The sequence below is a fragment of the Streptomyces sp. NPDC031379 genome (genome assembly GCF_055569615.1).
Map to the genome: position 1 here is coordinate 186,611 of NZ_JBVIIT010000002.1, position 16,077 is coordinate 202,687.

General features: G+C 71.2%; 15 protein-coding genes. 11 read left to right on the forward strand and 4 right to left on the reverse strand.

Annotated elements, in window-relative coordinates:
- Positions 1-9 precede the first annotated feature (9 nt).
- From ACZ5CW_RS03640 to ACZ5CW_RS03655, 4 genes are all read left to right on the forward strand, one after another.
- Positions 10-210, forward strand: coding sequence for a hypothetical protein (locus ACZ5CW_RS03640; protein WP_468598410.1), 201 nt, complete (start codon positions 10-12; stop codon positions 208-210).
- Positions 211-219: 9 nt separating this feature from the next.
- Positions 220-1,428, forward strand: a complete 1,209-nt coding sequence (gene xseA, locus ACZ5CW_RS03645; RefSeq protein WP_468598019.1) for an exodeoxyribonuclease VII large subunit — start codon at positions 220-222, stop codon at positions 1,426-1,428.
- Positions 1,425-1,649: an exodeoxyribonuclease VII small subunit gene (locus tag ACZ5CW_RS03650; protein WP_468598021.1), complete on the forward strand. Its 225-nt coding sequence runs from the start codon at positions 1,425-1,427 to the stop codon at positions 1,647-1,649. Before xseA ends, ACZ5CW_RS03650 begins: the two co-directional genes overlap by 4 nt.
- 136 nt (positions 1,650-1,785) lie before the next feature.
- Entirely contained in the window at positions 1,786-2,376 is a 591-nt protein-coding gene (locus tag ACZ5CW_RS03655; protein ID WP_468598023.1) for a malonic semialdehyde reductase, read from the forward strand.
- A gap of 99 nt (positions 2,377-2,475) precedes the next feature.
- Here ACZ5CW_RS03655 and ACZ5CW_RS03660 read toward each other — a convergent pair whose 3' ends face one another.
- On the reverse strand, positions 2,476-3,003 hold the full coding sequence (locus tag ACZ5CW_RS03660; protein WP_468598024.1) for a DUF4245 domain-containing protein: 528 nt from the start codon (positions 3,001-3,003) through the stop codon (positions 2,476-2,478).
- Positions 3,004-3,131: 128 nt separating this feature from the next.
- Between ACZ5CW_RS03660 and glpX the strand changes: the two genes are divergently transcribed.
- Positions 3,132-4,166, forward strand: a complete 1,035-nt coding sequence (gene glpX / locus ACZ5CW_RS03665) for a class II fructose-bisphosphatase (protein WP_468598026.1) — start codon at positions 3,132-3,134, stop codon at positions 4,164-4,166.
- Between the two features lie 129 nt (positions 4,167-4,295).
- On the opposite strand, the gene ACZ5CW_RS03670 is transcribed toward glpX, so the two are convergent.
- Both ACZ5CW_RS03670 and ACZ5CW_RS03675 read right to left on the reverse strand, forming a co-directional pair.
- On the reverse strand, positions 4,296-4,670 hold the full coding sequence (locus tag ACZ5CW_RS03670) for a WhiB family transcriptional regulator (RefSeq protein ID WP_393738102.1): 375 nt from the start codon (positions 4,668-4,670) through the stop codon (positions 4,296-4,298).
- Between the two features lie 174 nt (positions 4,671-4,844).
- Positions 4,845-5,546, reverse strand: a complete 702-nt coding sequence (locus ACZ5CW_RS03675) for a DUF1707 SHOCT-like domain-containing protein (protein ID WP_468598028.1) — start codon at positions 5,544-5,546, stop codon at positions 4,845-4,847.
- Between the two features lie 192 nt (positions 5,547-5,738).
- Here ACZ5CW_RS03675 and ACZ5CW_RS03680 point away from each other — a divergent pair, with 192 nt between their 5' ends.
- The 4 genes from ACZ5CW_RS03680 to ACZ5CW_RS03695 all read left to right on the forward strand — a co-directional run bounded on the left by ACZ5CW_RS03680 (position 5,739) and on the right by ACZ5CW_RS03695 (position 12,173).
- Positions 5,739-7,409, forward strand: coding sequence for a fumarate hydratase (locus ACZ5CW_RS03680; protein ID WP_468598030.1), 1,671 nt, complete (start codon positions 5,739-5,741; stop codon positions 7,407-7,409).
- A gap of 206 nt (positions 7,410-7,615) precedes the next feature.
- Positions 7,616-9,013 carry a class II fumarate hydratase gene (locus ACZ5CW_RS03685; protein ID WP_468598031.1) on the forward strand — a complete coding sequence of 466 codons (1,398 nt, stop codon included), beginning with the start codon at positions 7,616-7,618 and terminating at the stop codon, positions 9,011-9,013.
- 84 nt (positions 9,014-9,097) lie between these two features.
- Entirely contained in the window at positions 9,098-9,787 is a 690-nt protein-coding gene (gene fomD / locus ACZ5CW_RS03690) for a cytidylyl-2-hydroxypropylphosphonate hydrolase (RefSeq protein ID WP_468598032.1), read from the forward strand.
- A 292-nt stretch (positions 9,788-10,079) separates the two neighbouring features.
- On the forward strand, positions 10,080-12,173 hold the full coding sequence (locus ACZ5CW_RS03695) for a SpoIIE family protein phosphatase (RefSeq protein WP_468598033.1): 2,094 nt from the start codon (positions 10,080-10,082) through the stop codon (positions 12,171-12,173).
- Positions 12,174-12,252: 79 nt separating this feature from the next.
- On the opposite strand, the gene ACZ5CW_RS03700 is transcribed toward ACZ5CW_RS03695, so the two are convergent.
- Positions 12,253-14,622, reverse strand: coding sequence for a transglycosylase domain-containing protein (locus tag ACZ5CW_RS03700; protein WP_468598034.1), 2,370 nt, complete (start codon positions 14,620-14,622; stop codon positions 12,253-12,255).
- A 233-nt stretch (positions 14,623-14,855) separates the two neighbouring features.
- Between ACZ5CW_RS03700 and ACZ5CW_RS03705 the strand changes: the two genes are divergently transcribed.
- Positions 14,856-15,812 (forward strand): SPFH domain-containing protein, encoded by a 957-nt coding sequence (locus ACZ5CW_RS03705; RefSeq protein ID WP_468598035.1) that lies wholly within the window; start codon positions 14,856-14,858, stop codon positions 15,810-15,812.
- On the forward strand, positions 15,758-16,042 hold the full coding sequence (locus tag ACZ5CW_RS03710) for a type II toxin-antitoxin system antitoxin (protein WP_468598037.1): 285 nt from the start codon (positions 15,758-15,760) through the stop codon (positions 16,040-16,042). Before ACZ5CW_RS03705 ends, ACZ5CW_RS03710 begins: the two co-directional genes overlap by 55 nt.
- Positions 16,043-16,077: the final 35 nt, after the last annotated feature.

Genomic DNA, 16,077 nt, shown 5'->3' on the forward strand with positions numbered 1-16,077 from the left:
CCGGTTCCCGTGTCCGACACCGGAACGACAGCCTCCGTGGTGGCCGCGATCGCGATGGCGTTCACCGCGTTCAGCTACGCGCAGACGGTGCGGGTCGTGCCGCGGGCGGGCTCGGTGTTCGCCCACGCGCGCCGATCAGCCCCCGCCGGCCCGCACCCGGAGTGCGGCCCCGCAGCCCGCCGGCGCCGCACTGTCGGCACCGCCCATTAGGCTCGCCGCATGGCTGTGAACACGTCCCCCGAGGCCCCGCTCCCCGTCGGCGAGGTGTCCCGGATGATCGGGGGCTGGATCGACCGGCTCGGGGCGGTGTGGGTCGAGGGGCAGATCACCCAGTTGTCGCGGCGCCCCGGCGCGGGGGTCGTGTTCCTGACGCTGCGCGATCCGTCGCACGACATCTCCGTCGGCGTGACCTGTTACCGCCAGGTCTTCGACGCCGTCGCGGACGTCGTCGGCGAGGGCGCCCGCGTCGTCGTACTGGCGAAGCCCGAGTGGTACGCCCCGCGCGGCCAGCTGTCGCTCAGGGCCGCCGAGATCAAGCCCGTCGGCGTCGGCGAGCTGCTGGCGCGGCTGGAGCGGCTGAAGAAGGCGCTCGCGGCGGAAGGGCTGTTCGCACCGGAGCGGAAGAAGCCGCTGCCGTTCCTGCCGCAGCTGATCGGCCTGGTGTGCGGGCGGGCCTCCGCCGCGGAGCGGGACGTGCTGGAGAACGCCCGGCACCGCTGGCCCGCCGTCCGCTTCGAGGTGCGCAACGTCCCCGTGCAGGGCGTGCACGCCGTCCCGCAGGTCGTGCAGGCGGTGAAGGAGCTGGACGAGATCGACGACGTGGACGTCATCATCGTCGCGCGCGGCGGCGGCAGCGTGGAGGATCTGCTGCCCTTCTCCGACGAGCAGCTCGTGCGGGCGGTGGCGCAGTGCCGTACGCCCGTCGTGTCCGCCATCGGGCACGAGCCGGACAACCCGCTCCTGGACCACGTCGCCGACCTGCGCGCCTCCACCCCGACCGACGCGGCGAAGAAGGTCGTCCCGGACGTGGGCGAGGAGTTCGAGCGGGTGCGGATGCTGCGGGACCGCGCCCGGCGCTGCGTGCACGCGTTCCTGGAGCGGGAGGAGCGCGGCCTTGCGCACGCGCTGGCCCGGCCCTCGATAGAGGACCCGCACCGGATGATCGACGAACGGGCCGATCAGGTGGCGTCCCTGACCGAGCGGAGCCGGCGGACCCTCGGGCATCTGCTGGACCGCGCGGACTCGGAGCTGACGCACACCCACGCGCGCGTGGTGGCCCTCTCCCCCGCGGCCACGCTGAAGCGGGGTTACGCGGTGCTGCAGAAGGCCGACGGGCATGTGGTGCGGGACCCGGAGGAGGTCGCGCGGGGCGAGGCGCTGCGGGCCCGGGTCGCCGACGGCGAATTCACAGTGAAGGTGGGCGAATGACGAGCAAGGTGGACGGGGCGCTCTCGTACGAGCAGGCGCGGGACGAGTTGGTCGAGGTCGTACGGCGCCTGGAGGCGGGCGGTACGACGCTGGAGGAGTCCCTGGCGCTGTGGGAGCGCGGCGAGGAGCTGGCCAAGGTGTGCCGGCGCTGGCTGGAGGGGGCGCGGGCCCGGCTGGACGCGGCCCTGGCCGAGGAGACCGACGAAGCGGAAGCCGAGTAGGCACAGCGCCCCGGAGCTGTGAAGAGGATCACCATGCTCCGGTTTTTGTTGAAGGTTGAACTTCATTGGACGTAGGCTCGAGCCGTCAGCCGGTCCGGGCCCCCTCGGACCGGACGCGCATCCGAGGAAGTCACGCATGTCTCTCGTTCTTGACCCCGCCGCCCAGGACCTGCTGTTCCGCGAGGCCCGCACCGCGAACACCTTCACCGACGAGCCGGTGACCGAGGAGCAGGTCCAGGCGATCTACGACCTGGTCAAGTACGGTCCCACCGCCTTCAACCAGACCCCGCTGCGCATCACCCTGGTCCGCTCCGCCGAGGCCCGTGAGCGCCTGGTGCAGCACATGGCCGAGGGCAACCGGGCCAAGACCGCCGCCGCCCCGCTGGTCGCGATCCTCTCCGCGGACAACGAGTTCCACGAGGAGCTGCCGGCCCTGTTCCCGGCCTTCCCGCAGGCCAAGGACCTCTTCTTCGCCGAGCGCCCGGCCCGTGAGGGCTCCGCCGCGCTGAACGCCGCCCTGCAGGCCGCCTACTTCATCGTCGGCGTCCGCGCCGCCGGCCTGGCCGCCGGCCCGATGACCGGCTTCGACTTCGAGGGCGTCCGCAAGGAGTTCCTGGACGACGACCACACCCCGCTGATGGTCGTCAACATCGGCAGGCCGGGCCCGGACGCCTGGTACCCGCGCTCGCCGCGACTGGCGTACGACGACGTGATCACCACGGTCTGAGCCACCCCGCGGACAGCCACCGCGGACGCACGACGAAGGCCCCCGGCAGTGCCGGGGGCCTTCGTCGTGCGTCCGTCGCGCCTTCGTCGCAGGCGCCGGTCACTGCATCTTCAGCGCCGCCGCCATCTTCGTCAGGTCGGCGAAGGGCGCCGTGCCGGCCACCACGGTCGTGGAGCCGGGCGTGTCCCGCAGCACGAGGGCGTCGTAGCGGCCGCCGGTGTAACGGGTCCAGGTACGGTCGCCGATCTTCTCGGTCTGCTTCGTCGCCGAGCCGCCCTGACTGGCCTCGTCGATGAAGTCGGCGGGCTTCTCCGTGGACTGCTCGACCTGCACGTACTGGCCGTCCGGGGTCTGGAAGCCCAGGTGCCAGCGTTCGGCCTTCTCGCCCTGGAAGCGCACGGAGGTCGGCTTCCAGCTGCTCGGGAGCCCTTCGGGCGCGGCCACCGGATAGCTCACCGCACGCCGGGCCGTGAGCAGCTCGACCCGGTAGTCGACCCGCTTGAGATCGGGAGCGCGATCGTCGTGCGGGATGGTGAGGAAGTAGACGACCGCCGCCGCGATCCCGATGAGAGCCAGGGAGAGGATCATGTCCCGGGCCGTCTTCTGCTTACCGTTCGAACCTGCCACGCCCTCTATCGTCGCAGGTGCCCCAAGTGCTCATCCGTGGGGTCCCCTGCTCATTTTGACCGCCCAGCGATAGAGTCAGGATCCAATACCCTCATCCGGCCGTCGTCGTATCAGAAAGGTGCGCTCCGATGACCGAAAATCATCATCTGCCGTCCGAACTGGATGTTCCCTCCGAGGCCCCTGACCGCAACCTCGCCCTGGAACTCGTACGGGTGACCGAAGCCGCCGCGATGGCGGCGGGCCGCTGGGTGGGGCGTGGCGACAAGAACGGCGCCGACGGCGCCGCGGTGCGCGCCATGCGGACCCTCGTCTCCACCGTGTCGATGAACGGTGTCGTCGTCATCGGCGAGGGCGAGAAGGACGAGGCCCCGATGCTCTTCAACGGGGAACAGGTGGGTGACGGCACCGGCCCCGAGGTCGACATCGCCGTCGACCCGATCGACGGCACCACGCTGACGGCCAAGGGCATGCCGAACGCGATCGCCGTCCTCGCCGCCGCCGAGCGCGGCGCCATGTTCGACCCGTCCGCCGTGTTCTACATGGACAAGCTGGTCACCGGCCCCGAGGCGGCGGACTTCGTCGACATCAACGCGCCCGTGGAGGTGAACATCCGCCGGATCGCCAAGGCCAAGCGGGCCAAGCCGGAGGACGTCACCGTCGTCATCCTGGACCGGCCGCGGCACGAGGGCCTGATCCGGGAGGTCCGGGAGGCCGGCGCGCGCATCAAGCTGATCTCCGACGGCGATGTCGCCGGCTCGGTGTACGCGCTGCGCGAGGGCACCGGCGTCGACCTGCTGCTCGGCGTCGGCGGCACTCCCGAAGGCATCATCTCGGCCTGCGCCGTGAAGTGCCTCGGCGGCACGATCCAGGGCAAGCTGTGGCCCAAGGACGACGAGGAGCGGCAGCGGGCGATCGACGCCGGCCACGATCTCGACCGGGTGCTCACCACCGACGACCTGGTGTCCGGGGAGAACGTCTTCTTCGTCGCGACCGGCATCACCGACGGTGAGCTGCTGCGGGGCGTGCGGTACCGGTCCGACACCGCGTTGACCGAGTCGATCGTGATGCGGTCGAAGTCGGGGACGGTGCGGCGGATCGACTCCGAGCACCGGCTGCGCAAGCTGCGCGCCTACAGCGCGGTCGACTTCGACCGGGCCAAGTAGGACCTGCTCTGCTCGCAAGGGGTGCGGGTCGTCTCGCGCGTGCCGGTCCATTCCGGTTTCTCGCGCCGTTCCCCGCGCCCCTGACCTGGGGAAGCGCCCTCTGTGCGGAGAGGGCGCCCCCGTCGGGGCTCAACCCGCTATGCGGTTCGCCGTCGCCCTCGCCGCCTTCTTCAGTTCCAGGTCGCGCCGGCGGCGCCTCGCCAGGACCACGCGACGCTCCGCCGCCGTGAGGCCGCCCCAGACGCCGTAGGGCTCGGGCTGGAGGAGAGCGTGTTCGCGGCACTCGACCATGACCGGGCAACGGGCGCAGACGCGCTTGGCCGCCTCCTCGCGGGACAGCCGGGCGGCCGTCGGCTCCTTGGACGGGGCGAAGAACAGGCCGGCCTCGTCGCGCCGGCACACCGCCTCGGTGTGCCAGGGGGCGTCCTGGTCCCTGTCTCGCGCTGACGCACGCTGGGCCGGCACAGCAGCTACCTGCAAGGACGAATGCGGCGGTTGCAGCACGGTCTACTCCTGACGACGGCTTCGCGAGCGAGAGACGATGCAGCAAGGCCTACCCGCTGTGCGCGCGCCTATGCACTGCGTTCCCAACCGCGGGCGCACGACGGCGCGTTCACGCCCCCGCCCCCGTACCGCGAGCGGACGGGATCCTTCCGGCCGTCGGCGGGCCGGCGACCGTCAGCGGTCCAGGTGCTTGCGCAGTTTGCGGTCCACCTTGTCCTGGACGCGCTCCAGGATGTCCGCCACCAGCTTGCCGCGCCTGGGCCGTGCCTCCACGTTGCCGAGGACCGCCCAGCCGTCCACGTAGACGACCGGGGCGTCGGACTCGACCGAGTCCAGCGGGCTCACCTCGAAGCTGCCCAGCACTCCGCCGCCGGTGCCGCGCAGCGAGATGTTCTCCGGGACGCGGATCTGGACGTCGCCGAAGACCGAGACCGCCTTGATCACGACCTGCTGATACTCGAAGATCGCCTCGCCGAGGTCGATCTCGACGCTGCCGAAGACCGCGTACGCGTGCAGCCGGCGGCCGGCGCGCCAGCGGCCCCGGCGCACGGCGCTGCTGAACACGGCCACCACGTTGGCGTCGGCCTCGGCCGGGATCTCGCCGGGCGCGGGGCGCGGCGGCACGGGCGTGTAGGCGGGGCCGGCGGGCCGCTGGTGGGCCGCGGGCAGGTCCCGGATGAAGACCTCCAGCTCGCCCACCGTCTTGGTGTGCAGCACCCCCTCGACGCGCTCGGCGTGCTCCTCGGCGGTCAGCCGGCCCTCGGCGAGGGCCTCGCGGAGGATGTCGGCGACCCGGTCACGGTCGGCGTCCGAGGCACGCAGTTCGGAGACGCGCGGTCCGGCGTCCTGGACGGGGGCGGGCTTCTGAAGGTCCACGGCAGCAGCGTACCGAAACGCGATAGATCGCGACTAGGGGTGGGGAGGCCCCCGGGCGCGTCGCGGCCACTGAGCCCCACCTCACATGCACTGAGCCTTACCTCACAGGTTCCGTGTCGGCGGCAGGTTCTAGGCTGGTGAGGCCCGCCAGCGTCGGCGGGCGCCGTCCGTCAGAGTGAGGAATGGGCTGAGATGCCTGAGTTCGCGTACACCGATCTGCTCCCCCAGGGAGAGGACACCACTCCGTACCGGCTGGTGACCTCGGAAGGGGTCTCCGCCGTCGAGGGACCGGACGGGCGGACGTTCCTCAAGGTGGAGCCGGAGGCGCTGCGCAAGCTGGCCGAGGAGGCCATCCACGACATCCAGCACTACCTGCGCCCGGCCCACCTGGCGCAGCTGCGCCGCATCATCGACGACCCGGAGGCGTCGAGCAACGACAAGTTCGTCGCGCTCGACCTGTTGAAGAACGCGAACATCGCGGCGGCCGGCGTGCTGCCGATGTGCCAGGACACCGGCACGGCGATCGTCATGGGCAAGCGCGGGCAGAACGTCCTCACCTCGGGCGAGGACGAGAAGCACCTCTCGCACGGCATCTACGACGCCTACACCAAGCTGAACCTGCGCTACTCGCAGATGGCTCCGCTCACCATGTGGGAGGAGAAGAACACCGGCTCCAACCTGCCGGCCCAGATCGAGCTGTACGCGACGGACGGCGGCGCCTACAAGTTCCTGTTCATGGCGAAGGGCGGCGGCTCGGCCAACAAGTCCTTCCTGTACCAGGAGACGAAGGCCGTCCTGAACGAGGCCTCCATGATGAAGTTCCTGGAGGAGAAGATCCGTTCGCTCGGTACGGCCGCCTGCCCGCCGTACCACCTGGCGATCGTCGTCGGCGGCACGAGCGCCGAGTACGCGCTGAAGACCGCGAAGTACGCCTCCGCGCACTACCTGGACAACGCCCCCACCGAGGGCTCGCCGCTCGGCCACGGCTTCCGGGACAAGGAGCTGGAGGAGAAGGTCTTCGAGCTGACGCAGAAGATCGGCATCGGCGCGCAGTTCGGCGGCAAGTACTTCTGCCACGACGTCCGGGTCGTCCGCCTGCCCCGGCACGGCGCCTCCTGCCCGGTCGCCATCGCCGTCTCCTGCTCGGCCGACCGCCAGGCCGTCGCGAAGATCACCGCCGAGGGCGTCTTCCTGGAGCAGCTGGAGACCGACCCGGCGCGCTTCCTGCCGGAGACGACGGACGAGCACCTGGACGAGTCGTCCGACGTGGTCGAGATCGACCTCAACCAGCCGATGGACACGATCCTCGCCGAGCTGACCAAGTACCCGGTGAAGACCCGCCTGTCGCTGACCGGTCCGCTGGTCGTGGCCCGTGACATCGCGCACGCCAAGATCAAGGAGCGGCTGGACGCGGGCGAGGAGATGCCGCAGTACCTGAAGGACCACCCGGTGTACTACGCCGGCCCGGCGAAGACCCCCGAGGGCTACGCCTCCGGTTCCTTCGGCCCGACGACGGCCGGCCGTATGGACTCCTATGTGGAGCAGTTCCAGGCGGCGGGCGGCTCGAAGGTGATGCTCGCCAAGGGCAACCGCAGCAAGCAGGTCACCGACGCGTGCGACGCCCACGGCGGCTTCTACCTCGGCTCCATCGGCGGCCCCGCCGCCCGCCTCGCCCAGGACTGCATCAAGAAGGTCGAGGTCCTCGAGTACGAGGAGCTGGGCATGGAGGCCGTCTGGAAGATCGAGGTCGAGGACTTCCCGGCCTTCATCGTGGTCGACGACAAGGGCAACGACTTCTTCCAGGACCCGGCCCCGGCGCCGACGTTCACGTCGATCCCGGTGCGCGGTCCCGGGCTGGCCTAGTTTCCGGATCCCCCCGTCGCAGGCTCGCGCCGGCGCCCGTACGGAGCCCCTGGCCCTTCGCCAGGGGCTCTGCCCGTCGCGGCCGCCGCGACAGCGACGGCCGTTCATCTGATCCTGGATCCGACGCGTTTCACGACGCCTCCTCGAAGCAGGTGTCACGGAATACGCGTGCCGCGACGAGTGCTCACGTTTTCGGAGGTACGACGATGACGACCGAAGAGCCGCAGTACCGGACCGAGCACGACTCCATGGGCGAGGTCCGGGTCCCGGCCCATGCCAAGTGGCGGGCGCAGACCCAGCGCGCCGTCGAGAACTTCCCCGTCTCCGGACAGCGGATCGAACGGGCCCACATCGAGGCGCTGGCGCACATCAAGGCGGCCGCGGCGAAGGTGAACGCCCAACTCGGCGTGCTCGACAAGGAGGTCGCGGAGGCGATCCAGGACGCGGCCGGCGAGGTCGCCGCGGGCAGGTGGGACGAGCACTTCCCGGTGGACGTGTTCCAGACGGGCTCCGGCACCTCGTCCAACATGAACACCAACGAGGTGATCGCCACCCTCGCCAGCGAGCGGCTCGGCCGGGACGTGCACCCCAACGACCACGTCAACGCCTCGCAGTCGTCCAACGACGTCTTCCCGTCCTCCATCCACATCGCGGCCACCGCCGCGGTCACCCATGACCTGATCCCGGCCCTGGAGCACCTCGCGGCCTCCCTGGAGCGCAAGTCCGGGGAGTTCGCCGACGTGGTGAAGTCCGGGCGGACGCATCTGATGGACGCGACGCCGGTGACGCTGGGGCAGGAGTTCGGGGGGTACGCGGCCCAGGTGCGCTACGGCGTCGAGCGGCTGCGCGCCTCGCTGCCCCGGCTGGCCGAGCTGCCGCTCGGCGGCACGGCGGTCGGCACCGGCATCAACACCCCGTCCGGCTTCTCCGCCGCCGTCATCGAGGAGGTGGCCCGGGCCACCGGGCTGCCGCTGACCGAGGCCCGCGACCACTTCGAGGCGCAGGGCGCCCGGGACGGGATCGTGGAGACCAGCGGACAGCTCCGGACCATCGCGGTCGGCCTGACGAAGATCGCCAACGATCTGCGCTGGATGTCCTCGGGGCCGCGCACCGGCCTCGCCGAGATCCGCCTGCCCGACCTCCAGCCGGGCTCGTCGATCATGCCGGGCAAGGTCAACCCGGTCGTCCCCGAGGCCGTGCTGATGGTCGCCGCGCAGGTCATCGGCAACGACGCCACCATCACCACCGCCGGTGCCGCCGGGAACTTCGAGCTGAACGTGATGCTCCCGGTCATCGCCAAGAACGTGCTGGAGTCCGTCCGGCTGCTCGCCAACGTCTCACGGCTGCTGGCCGACCGGACCGTCGACGGCATCACCGCCGACCGCGAACGCACCCGCGAGTACGCCGAGTCCTCCCCCTCCGTGGTCACCCCGCTCAACAAGTACATCGGCTACGAGGAGGCCGCGAAGGTCGCCAAGAAGTCCCTCGCGCAGCGGAAGACGATCCGTGAGGTCGTCCTGGAGAACGGGTACGTCGAACGCGGCGAACTGACGCTGGAACAGCTCGACGAGGCCCTGGATGTCCTGCGGATGACGCGCCCGTAACGCCGGGCGAACCTTTCCGGCCACCGCCGTACAACCGTGACGCGCACCGCAGCGTCGTATGCCTGTGGCACCTAATATCTGTGCATGACGGACGACGGAGCGGTGACACGAGTGGAAGCGGGACCTGCCGCACGCTGGGACCCCGGCACGCGGATCCTGTGGCGCTACCGGGAGAACGCCGGCGAGCACGTCCATATCGCCCGGCCCGTCACCGTCGTGCGCGACGACGCGGAACTGCTCGCGGTGTGGCTGGCGCCCGGCACCGAGTGCGTGCGCCCGGTCCTGGCCGACGGCACGCCCGTGCACGTGGAGCCGCTGGAGTCCCGCTACACCAAGCCGCGCACGGTCCAGCGGGACCACTGGTTCGGCACGGGTGTGCTCAAGCTCGCCGAGCCCGGCCGGCCCTGGTCGGTGTGGCTGTTCTGGGAGCCGGGCTGGCGGTTCAAGAACTGGTACGTCAACCTCGAGCAGCCGCTGACCCGCTGGGCGGGCGGGGTGGACTCCGAGGACTACTTCCTGGACATCTCCGTGCACCCGGACCGCAGTTGGTACTGGCGGGACGAGGACGAGTTCGCGCAGGCCCAGCGGGACGGGCTGATGGACGAGGCGACCGCCGAGCGGGTGCGTGCGGCCGGACGGGACGCGGTGGCCGCGATCGAGGCCTGGGGGCCGCCGTTCTCGGACGGCTGGCCGCACTGGCGCCCGGACCCGTCCTGGGCGGTACCGTCACTCCCCGATGACTGGGACCGTACGCCCGCGCACGTGTCCTCATGAGACCCTTGATGCGCCCCCCGGCAAGAAACGTAGGATCGTCCTCCGCAAGGGCGCACAACAGCAACTCCCGGAGCATGCGCCGGGTCTGACCGAACGTCACCGAGGGGCGGCAGCACGTGAGCGAGGGGTACCAGGGCAACACCACCGCCGGCCGTCACGGCCCCGGTGGCACGGCGACAACCTCTGAGCACGCGGGAATTCCGTTCCTGGGGCACGTATTGCGGGTATCGGGATTTCTGCGGGACCAACTGCGCGCCCGGCGCGCAGCCCCGGACGGATGGATGCGACACGCGTGACGGAGCAGCCCACCTCCTTCGAGCGCCCCCAGCCGGGCGGCGACCCCGCGGAGAGCCGCGGGGCGCTTCTGCGTTCCCCGGAACCGCCCGGCACCTCGGCCTTACCGGTGCAGACCCGGGCCGACGGGGCGTCCTCCGGCCCGGGGACGGCCACACCCTGTGGCAAGGGAAAGGACGGCAAGGGGAAGGAGCCCCCAGTCAACGGCCCCGAGCACTCCCAGCCCGCCGGCGCCGAACCCGGCGCCCACCGCCCGCGTCCCGCGCCGGAGGGCATCCCGCCGCAGCCCGGTGCCGAGCAGGAGCGGACGCCGGGCGGGCAGGAGCGCCGTACCGGGCGGGGACTGCCGCCGGGACGGCCCATGCCGATGCGGCGCGACGGCGACCGGCTGCGCTTCGTCGGCGCGGCCACCCGGCGGATCGCCCGCGGGCTCGACCTGGACGAGATCGTGATGGGGCTGTGCCGGGCCACCGTGCCGACCTTCTCGGACGCGATCCTGGTCTATCTGCGCGACCCGCTGCCGGTCGGCGACGAGCGGCCCACGGGACCGGTGGTGCTGCGGTTGCGCCGGACCGACCGGATTCCGGAGGAGCGGGACACCGAGGGGGTGCTGCTGCCGCCGGCCTTCGAGCCGGAGCCTGAGCCGACGGCGCTGGCGGATCTGTCCACGCTGACGACCGAGCTGTGCGAGGTGCGGCCCGGCGGAGCGCTGAACGAGGTGCTGCGCGGGGTGCGGCCGGTGTTCGCCGACGCGCCCGCCGCCCGGGCCGCGCTGCCCGAACTGCTCGGCGAGGGCGGCGAGGCGATCGTGCCGGAGGGGCGGCACGCGATCCTGGCGCCGCTGCGCGGCCGGCGCCGGGTGATCGGCGCGGCCCTGTTCCTGCGCCGCCCGGAGCGGCCGGCGTTCGAGGCGGACGATCTGCTGGTGGCCGCGCAGCTGGCCACGCACAGCGCGCTCGGCATCGACAAGGCGGTGCTGTACGGCCGGGAGGCCTACATCGCCGACGAGCTGCAGCGCACCATGCTGCCCGAGAACCTGCCCCGCCCGACCGGCGTCCGGCTGGCCTCCCGGTATCTGCCGGCCGCGGAGACCGCGCGGGTCGGCGGCGACTGGTACGACGCGATCCCGCTGCCCGGCAGCCGGGTCGCGCTGGTCGTCGGCGACGTCATGGGGCACTCCATGACCTCGGCCGCGATCATGGGCCAGTTGCGGACGACGGCCCAGACGCTGGCCGGGCTCGACCTGCCGCCGCAGGAGGTGCTGCACCACCTGGACGAGCAGGCGCAGCGCCTGGGCACCGACCGCATGGCGACCTGCCTGTACGCCGTCTACGACCCGGTCACGCACCGCATCACCATCGCCAACGCCGGCCATCCCCCGCCCGTGCTGCTGCACCTGGGCGGCCGGGCCGAGGTGCTGCGGGTGCCGCCGGGTGCGCCGATCGGGGTCGGCGGGGTCGACTTCGAGGCGGTCGAGTTGGACGCGCCGGCCGGAGCCACCCTGCTCCTCTACACGGACGGCCTGGTGGAGTCCCGGCTGCGGGACGTGTGGACCGGCATAGAGCAGCTGCGGGAGCGGCTCGCCGCGACCGCCCAGCTGACCGGGCCCGACCATCCGCCGCCGCTGGAAGCGCTGTGCGACGAGGTGCTGGACATGCTCGGCCCGGGCGACCGGGACGACGACATCGCCCTGCTCGCGGCCCGCTTCAACGGGATCGCGCCGAGCGATGTCGCGTACTGGACCCTGGAACCGGAGAACTCCGCTCCCGGCCAGGCCCGCCGGCTGGCCCGGCGCGCGCTGGCCCGCTGGGACCTGGAGGACCTGACGGACTCGGTGGAGCTGCTGGTCAGCGAGGTCGTCACGAACGCCGTACGGTACGCGTCCCGGCCGGTGACGCTGCGGCTGCTGCGCACGGACGTGCTGCGCTGCGAGGTCGGCGACGACGTGCCCCAGCTGCCGCGGCTGCGGCAGGCACGGGCCACGGACGAGGGCGGTCGCGGCCTGTATCTGGTCAACAAGCTGGCCCGGCGCTGGGGAGCGACCCGGCTGAGCACCGGCAAGGTGGTCTGGTTCGAGCTGAACCGGGGCTGAGCCCCGACGCCGTGACGACGAAGGGCGCCCGGAGGATTCCGGGCGCCCTTTCTCGTGCGCGCCTACCGGCCGGAGCCGCTCACTGGTCGAAGCCGCTGTCGGGGTCGAGCGGATCCTCGGTGACGGGGTCCGTGGGCGGCCCGGTGGTCGGCGTCTGACTCGGGGTCTGCGACGGCGTCTGGGACGGAGTCTGGGACGGCGTCTGCGACGGGGTCTGCGACGGCGGCGCGGACGACGACGGCGGCTCGCTGCTCGGCGTCTGCGAGGGCGTCTGGGACGGCGACTGGGTGAACGTCGGCGTCTCGGTCGGCTCGACGGCCGCGCCCTGCGTGGTGTTCAGGTCGAACTCGGCCTTCTTCGTCACGCCGAAGGTGTACGCGGCCCAGATCTTCGCCGGGGGACCGCCGCCGTTCACGCGGCCGCCGCCCATCGCGCCCTTCAGCGAGACGTGGGCGCCCTTCTTGATCGGCTCGCCCTCGCACCCGGTGCCGCCGGCCTTTTCCGCCTCGCCGAACAGGCCCACGGAGGTGACCAGGTCGGGTGTGTAACCGGTGAACCAGGCCGAGCGGTTGCAGTCGGACGTACCCGTCTTGCCCGCCACCTGCTGGCCGTCGCGCAGCGCGTTGCCGGCCACCGACTCCTGGGCCGTACCGTCGTCGACCACGCCGGTGAGCACGGAGGTGACCGTGTCGGCGGCGGTCCGGCTGACCACCGAACCGCCGACCGGGTCCGGCATGCGCACCGTACGGCCCTTGTTCTCCGCGGACTTGATGAGGGTCGGGGTGACCTTGTAGCCGTGGTTGTCGAAGGTGGCGTAGATCCCGGCCATCTCCAGCGGGCTGGCGCCCATCGAGCCCAGCGTCTGGGCGGGCACGGCCTGCATGCCCTTGGTGTCCATGCCGAGCTTGTTCGCCGTGCCCATGACCTTGTCCATGCCGACGTCGACGCCCATCTGCGCGAAGACGGAGTTCACGGACGCGTTCATCGCGTTCTGGACGGTGAGCTTGTCGTAGTCCCGGTTGTCCTCGTTCGGCGGGGCGAAGCCGACCCTGGAGCCGTGGTCCAGGACCTGGCGTCGGCTGGTGCCGTCGTAGACGGTGTCGGCGGTGATCGGCTTGCCGTCCTGCGTGGTGGCGTTCTGCTCCAGCGCGGCGGCGAGGATGATCGGCTTGAACGTCGAGGCCGGCTGGTAGTCCTTGCGGGTGGCGTTGCTGTAGTAGTGCTTGTAGTAGTCCACGCCGCCGTAGAGCGCGACGATCCTGCCCGTCTTGGGATCGACGGAGACCGCGCCGGCCTGGACGTCGGCGTCGACCTTGCGCTTCTTCTTGTCGAGCCGGCTGGTCAGCTGGGACTTGACGGCATTCTCCAGCGCGGACTGCTTCTTCCGGTCGATGTTCAGGGTGATGGTCCAGCCCTTGTCGATGACCGCGTTCTCCGCCTGGGCCTGGCTCAGTCCCTCCTGCGCCATCAGCTGCTTCTCCAGCTGCTGGTTGGCCAACTCGACCAGGTAGCCCTTCTGCCCGCCGAGACCCGGGGCGCCCTTGGGCTCCTTGGGGACCGGGAACTTCACGTCGTCCCGCTCGGCCTTGGGCAGCCAGCCCTCCTCGACCATGTTGTTCAGGACGTAGTTCCAGCGCTCCTTGACCAGCCGCCTGCCGGTGGGCGTGGCGACCGTCCAGTCGTACTGGCTGGGCGCCTGCAGCAGGGCCGCGAGGTAGGCGCCCTGCGCGACCGAGAGGTCTTCGGCGTCGACGCCGTAGTAGGCCTGTGCGGCGGCCTGGATGCCGTACGCGCTGCGGCCGTAGTAGCTGGTGTTGATGTAGCCCGCGAGGATGTCGTCCTTGGACGTCTCCCGGTCCACCTTCAACGCGATGACCAGCTCCTTCAGCTTGCGCGTGACGGTCTGGTCCTGGTTGAGGTAGTAGTTCTTGACGTACTGCTGGGTGATCGTCGAACCACCCTGCTTGCCCTTGCCGGCCAGCGTGTTGAGCATGCCGCGGGCCGTGCCCTTGAAGTCGACGCCCGCGTCCTTGTAGAACGTCTTGTTCTCCGCCGCGACGAAGGTCAGCTGGACCTTGCGCGGCACCTTGGACAGGTCGACGATCTCGCGGTTGACCTCGCCCTTGCGGGCCAGGACGGTGCCGTCGCTGAACTTGTAGACGTTGCTCTGCTGTTGGGCGGCGGCGTTGCCCTTGGGGATGTCCACGTACAGGTACAGGCCGATGAAGCCCGCGATGGCCAGCAGGCACACCCCGAAGAAGGTCCCGAGGATCTTCTTCCAGGTGAACAGCCTGCGTATGCGGCCCTTGACGGGCTTGCCGCCGGCCGCGGCGGGACCGCTGCCGGCCGTGGCGGGACCGGTGTCGGCCGTGGGTTCGGAGCGGCGGCGCCTGGGCGCCGCGCGGTGGCCACCGCGCTGTCGCGCTCGTCTCTCTTCCGCTCGTCCCATGAGTCCCTACGCTCGCTTCCGTCTCGGGGTCAGCTCCGAAAGCTAACACCCGTCTCTATGACAAAGAGCGTCCGATCCGCTCTTTTACGGACGTGACAATCAGCACCCGCCCCACGGAAACCGACGAGTAACGGGGCCGTAAGGTTGCTTGACACGCTAAAGTGATATCACTTAGCTAGAAGGAAGATAGGCGCCCGAGCAGTCGGGCGCCGCAGAGAACGGGGGAACCACCCATGTCCGCACACGCGCCGCACGACCCCGCCGAGGCGGCCGTCGCCACCGCCGACGTGCCCGAGATGCCCGCCCCACGCGTGCGGGAGTTCGCCGCGCACAGCATCGGCGGCGGGCTCGCCCTGCTGCTCGGACTGCTCGGACTCGGCGCCGCCGCCGCGCTGTTCGCCGCCGGCGCGGCGGTCTCCGCCGCCGGCGCCAAGGCCGGGCTCGTCGTCGCCGGCCTCCTCGTCTTCCTGGCCGCCGTCATCGCGATGCGCGGCCTGAACACGGTCGCTCCGGGCGAGGCGCGGGTCGTCCAGCTCTTCGGGCGCTACCGGGGCACGATCCGGCAGGACGGCCTGCGCTGGGTGAACCCCTTCACCTCCCGGACCAAGATCTCCACCCGGGTGCGCAACCACGAGACCGCCGTCCTGAAGGTCAACGACGCCTACGGCAACCCGATCGAACTGGCCGCGGTCGTGGTCTGGAAGGTCCAGGACACCGCCCAGGCGGTGTTCGAGGTGGACGATTACACCGAGTTCGTCGCCACGCAGACCGAGACGGCCGTACGGCACATCGCGATCGAGTACCCGTACGACGCGCACGAGGAGGACGGCCTGTCGCTGCGCGGCAACGCCGAGGAGATCACCGAGAAGCTGGCCGTCGAGCTGCAGGCGCGGGTGGAGGCGGCCGGAGTGCGGATCATCGAGTCGCGCTTCACGCATCTCGCGTACGCTCCCGAGATCGCCTCGGCGATGCTCCAGCGGCAGCAGGCGGGGGCGGTCGTCGCGGCACGCCGGCAGATCGTGGACGGCGCCGTCGGCATGGTCGAGGCGGCACTCGCCCGGATCGCCGAGCGGGACATCGTGGAGCTGGACGAGGAGCGTAAGGCGGCGATGGTGTCGAACCTGATGGTGGTGCTGTGCGGCGACCGGGCCCCGCAGCCGGTCCTCAACACCGGGACCCTTTACCAGTGACGGACTCCTCGGAGACCCCGCAGCGCCGACCGCAGCAGCGCAAGCAGGTGCTGCTGCGGCTGGACCCGGCGGTGTACGAGGCGCTCGCCCGGTGGGCCGGGGACGAGCTGCGGTCGGCGAACGCCCAGATCGAGTTCCTGCTGCGGAAGGCGCTGGCCGAGGCGGGACGGCTGCCGAAGGACACCGGACCGCTGCCCCGCAGGGGCCGGCCGCCTGTATCAGAACCGTGACAATCGGCCCCCACCTGCGGGGGCGCACCCCCTGC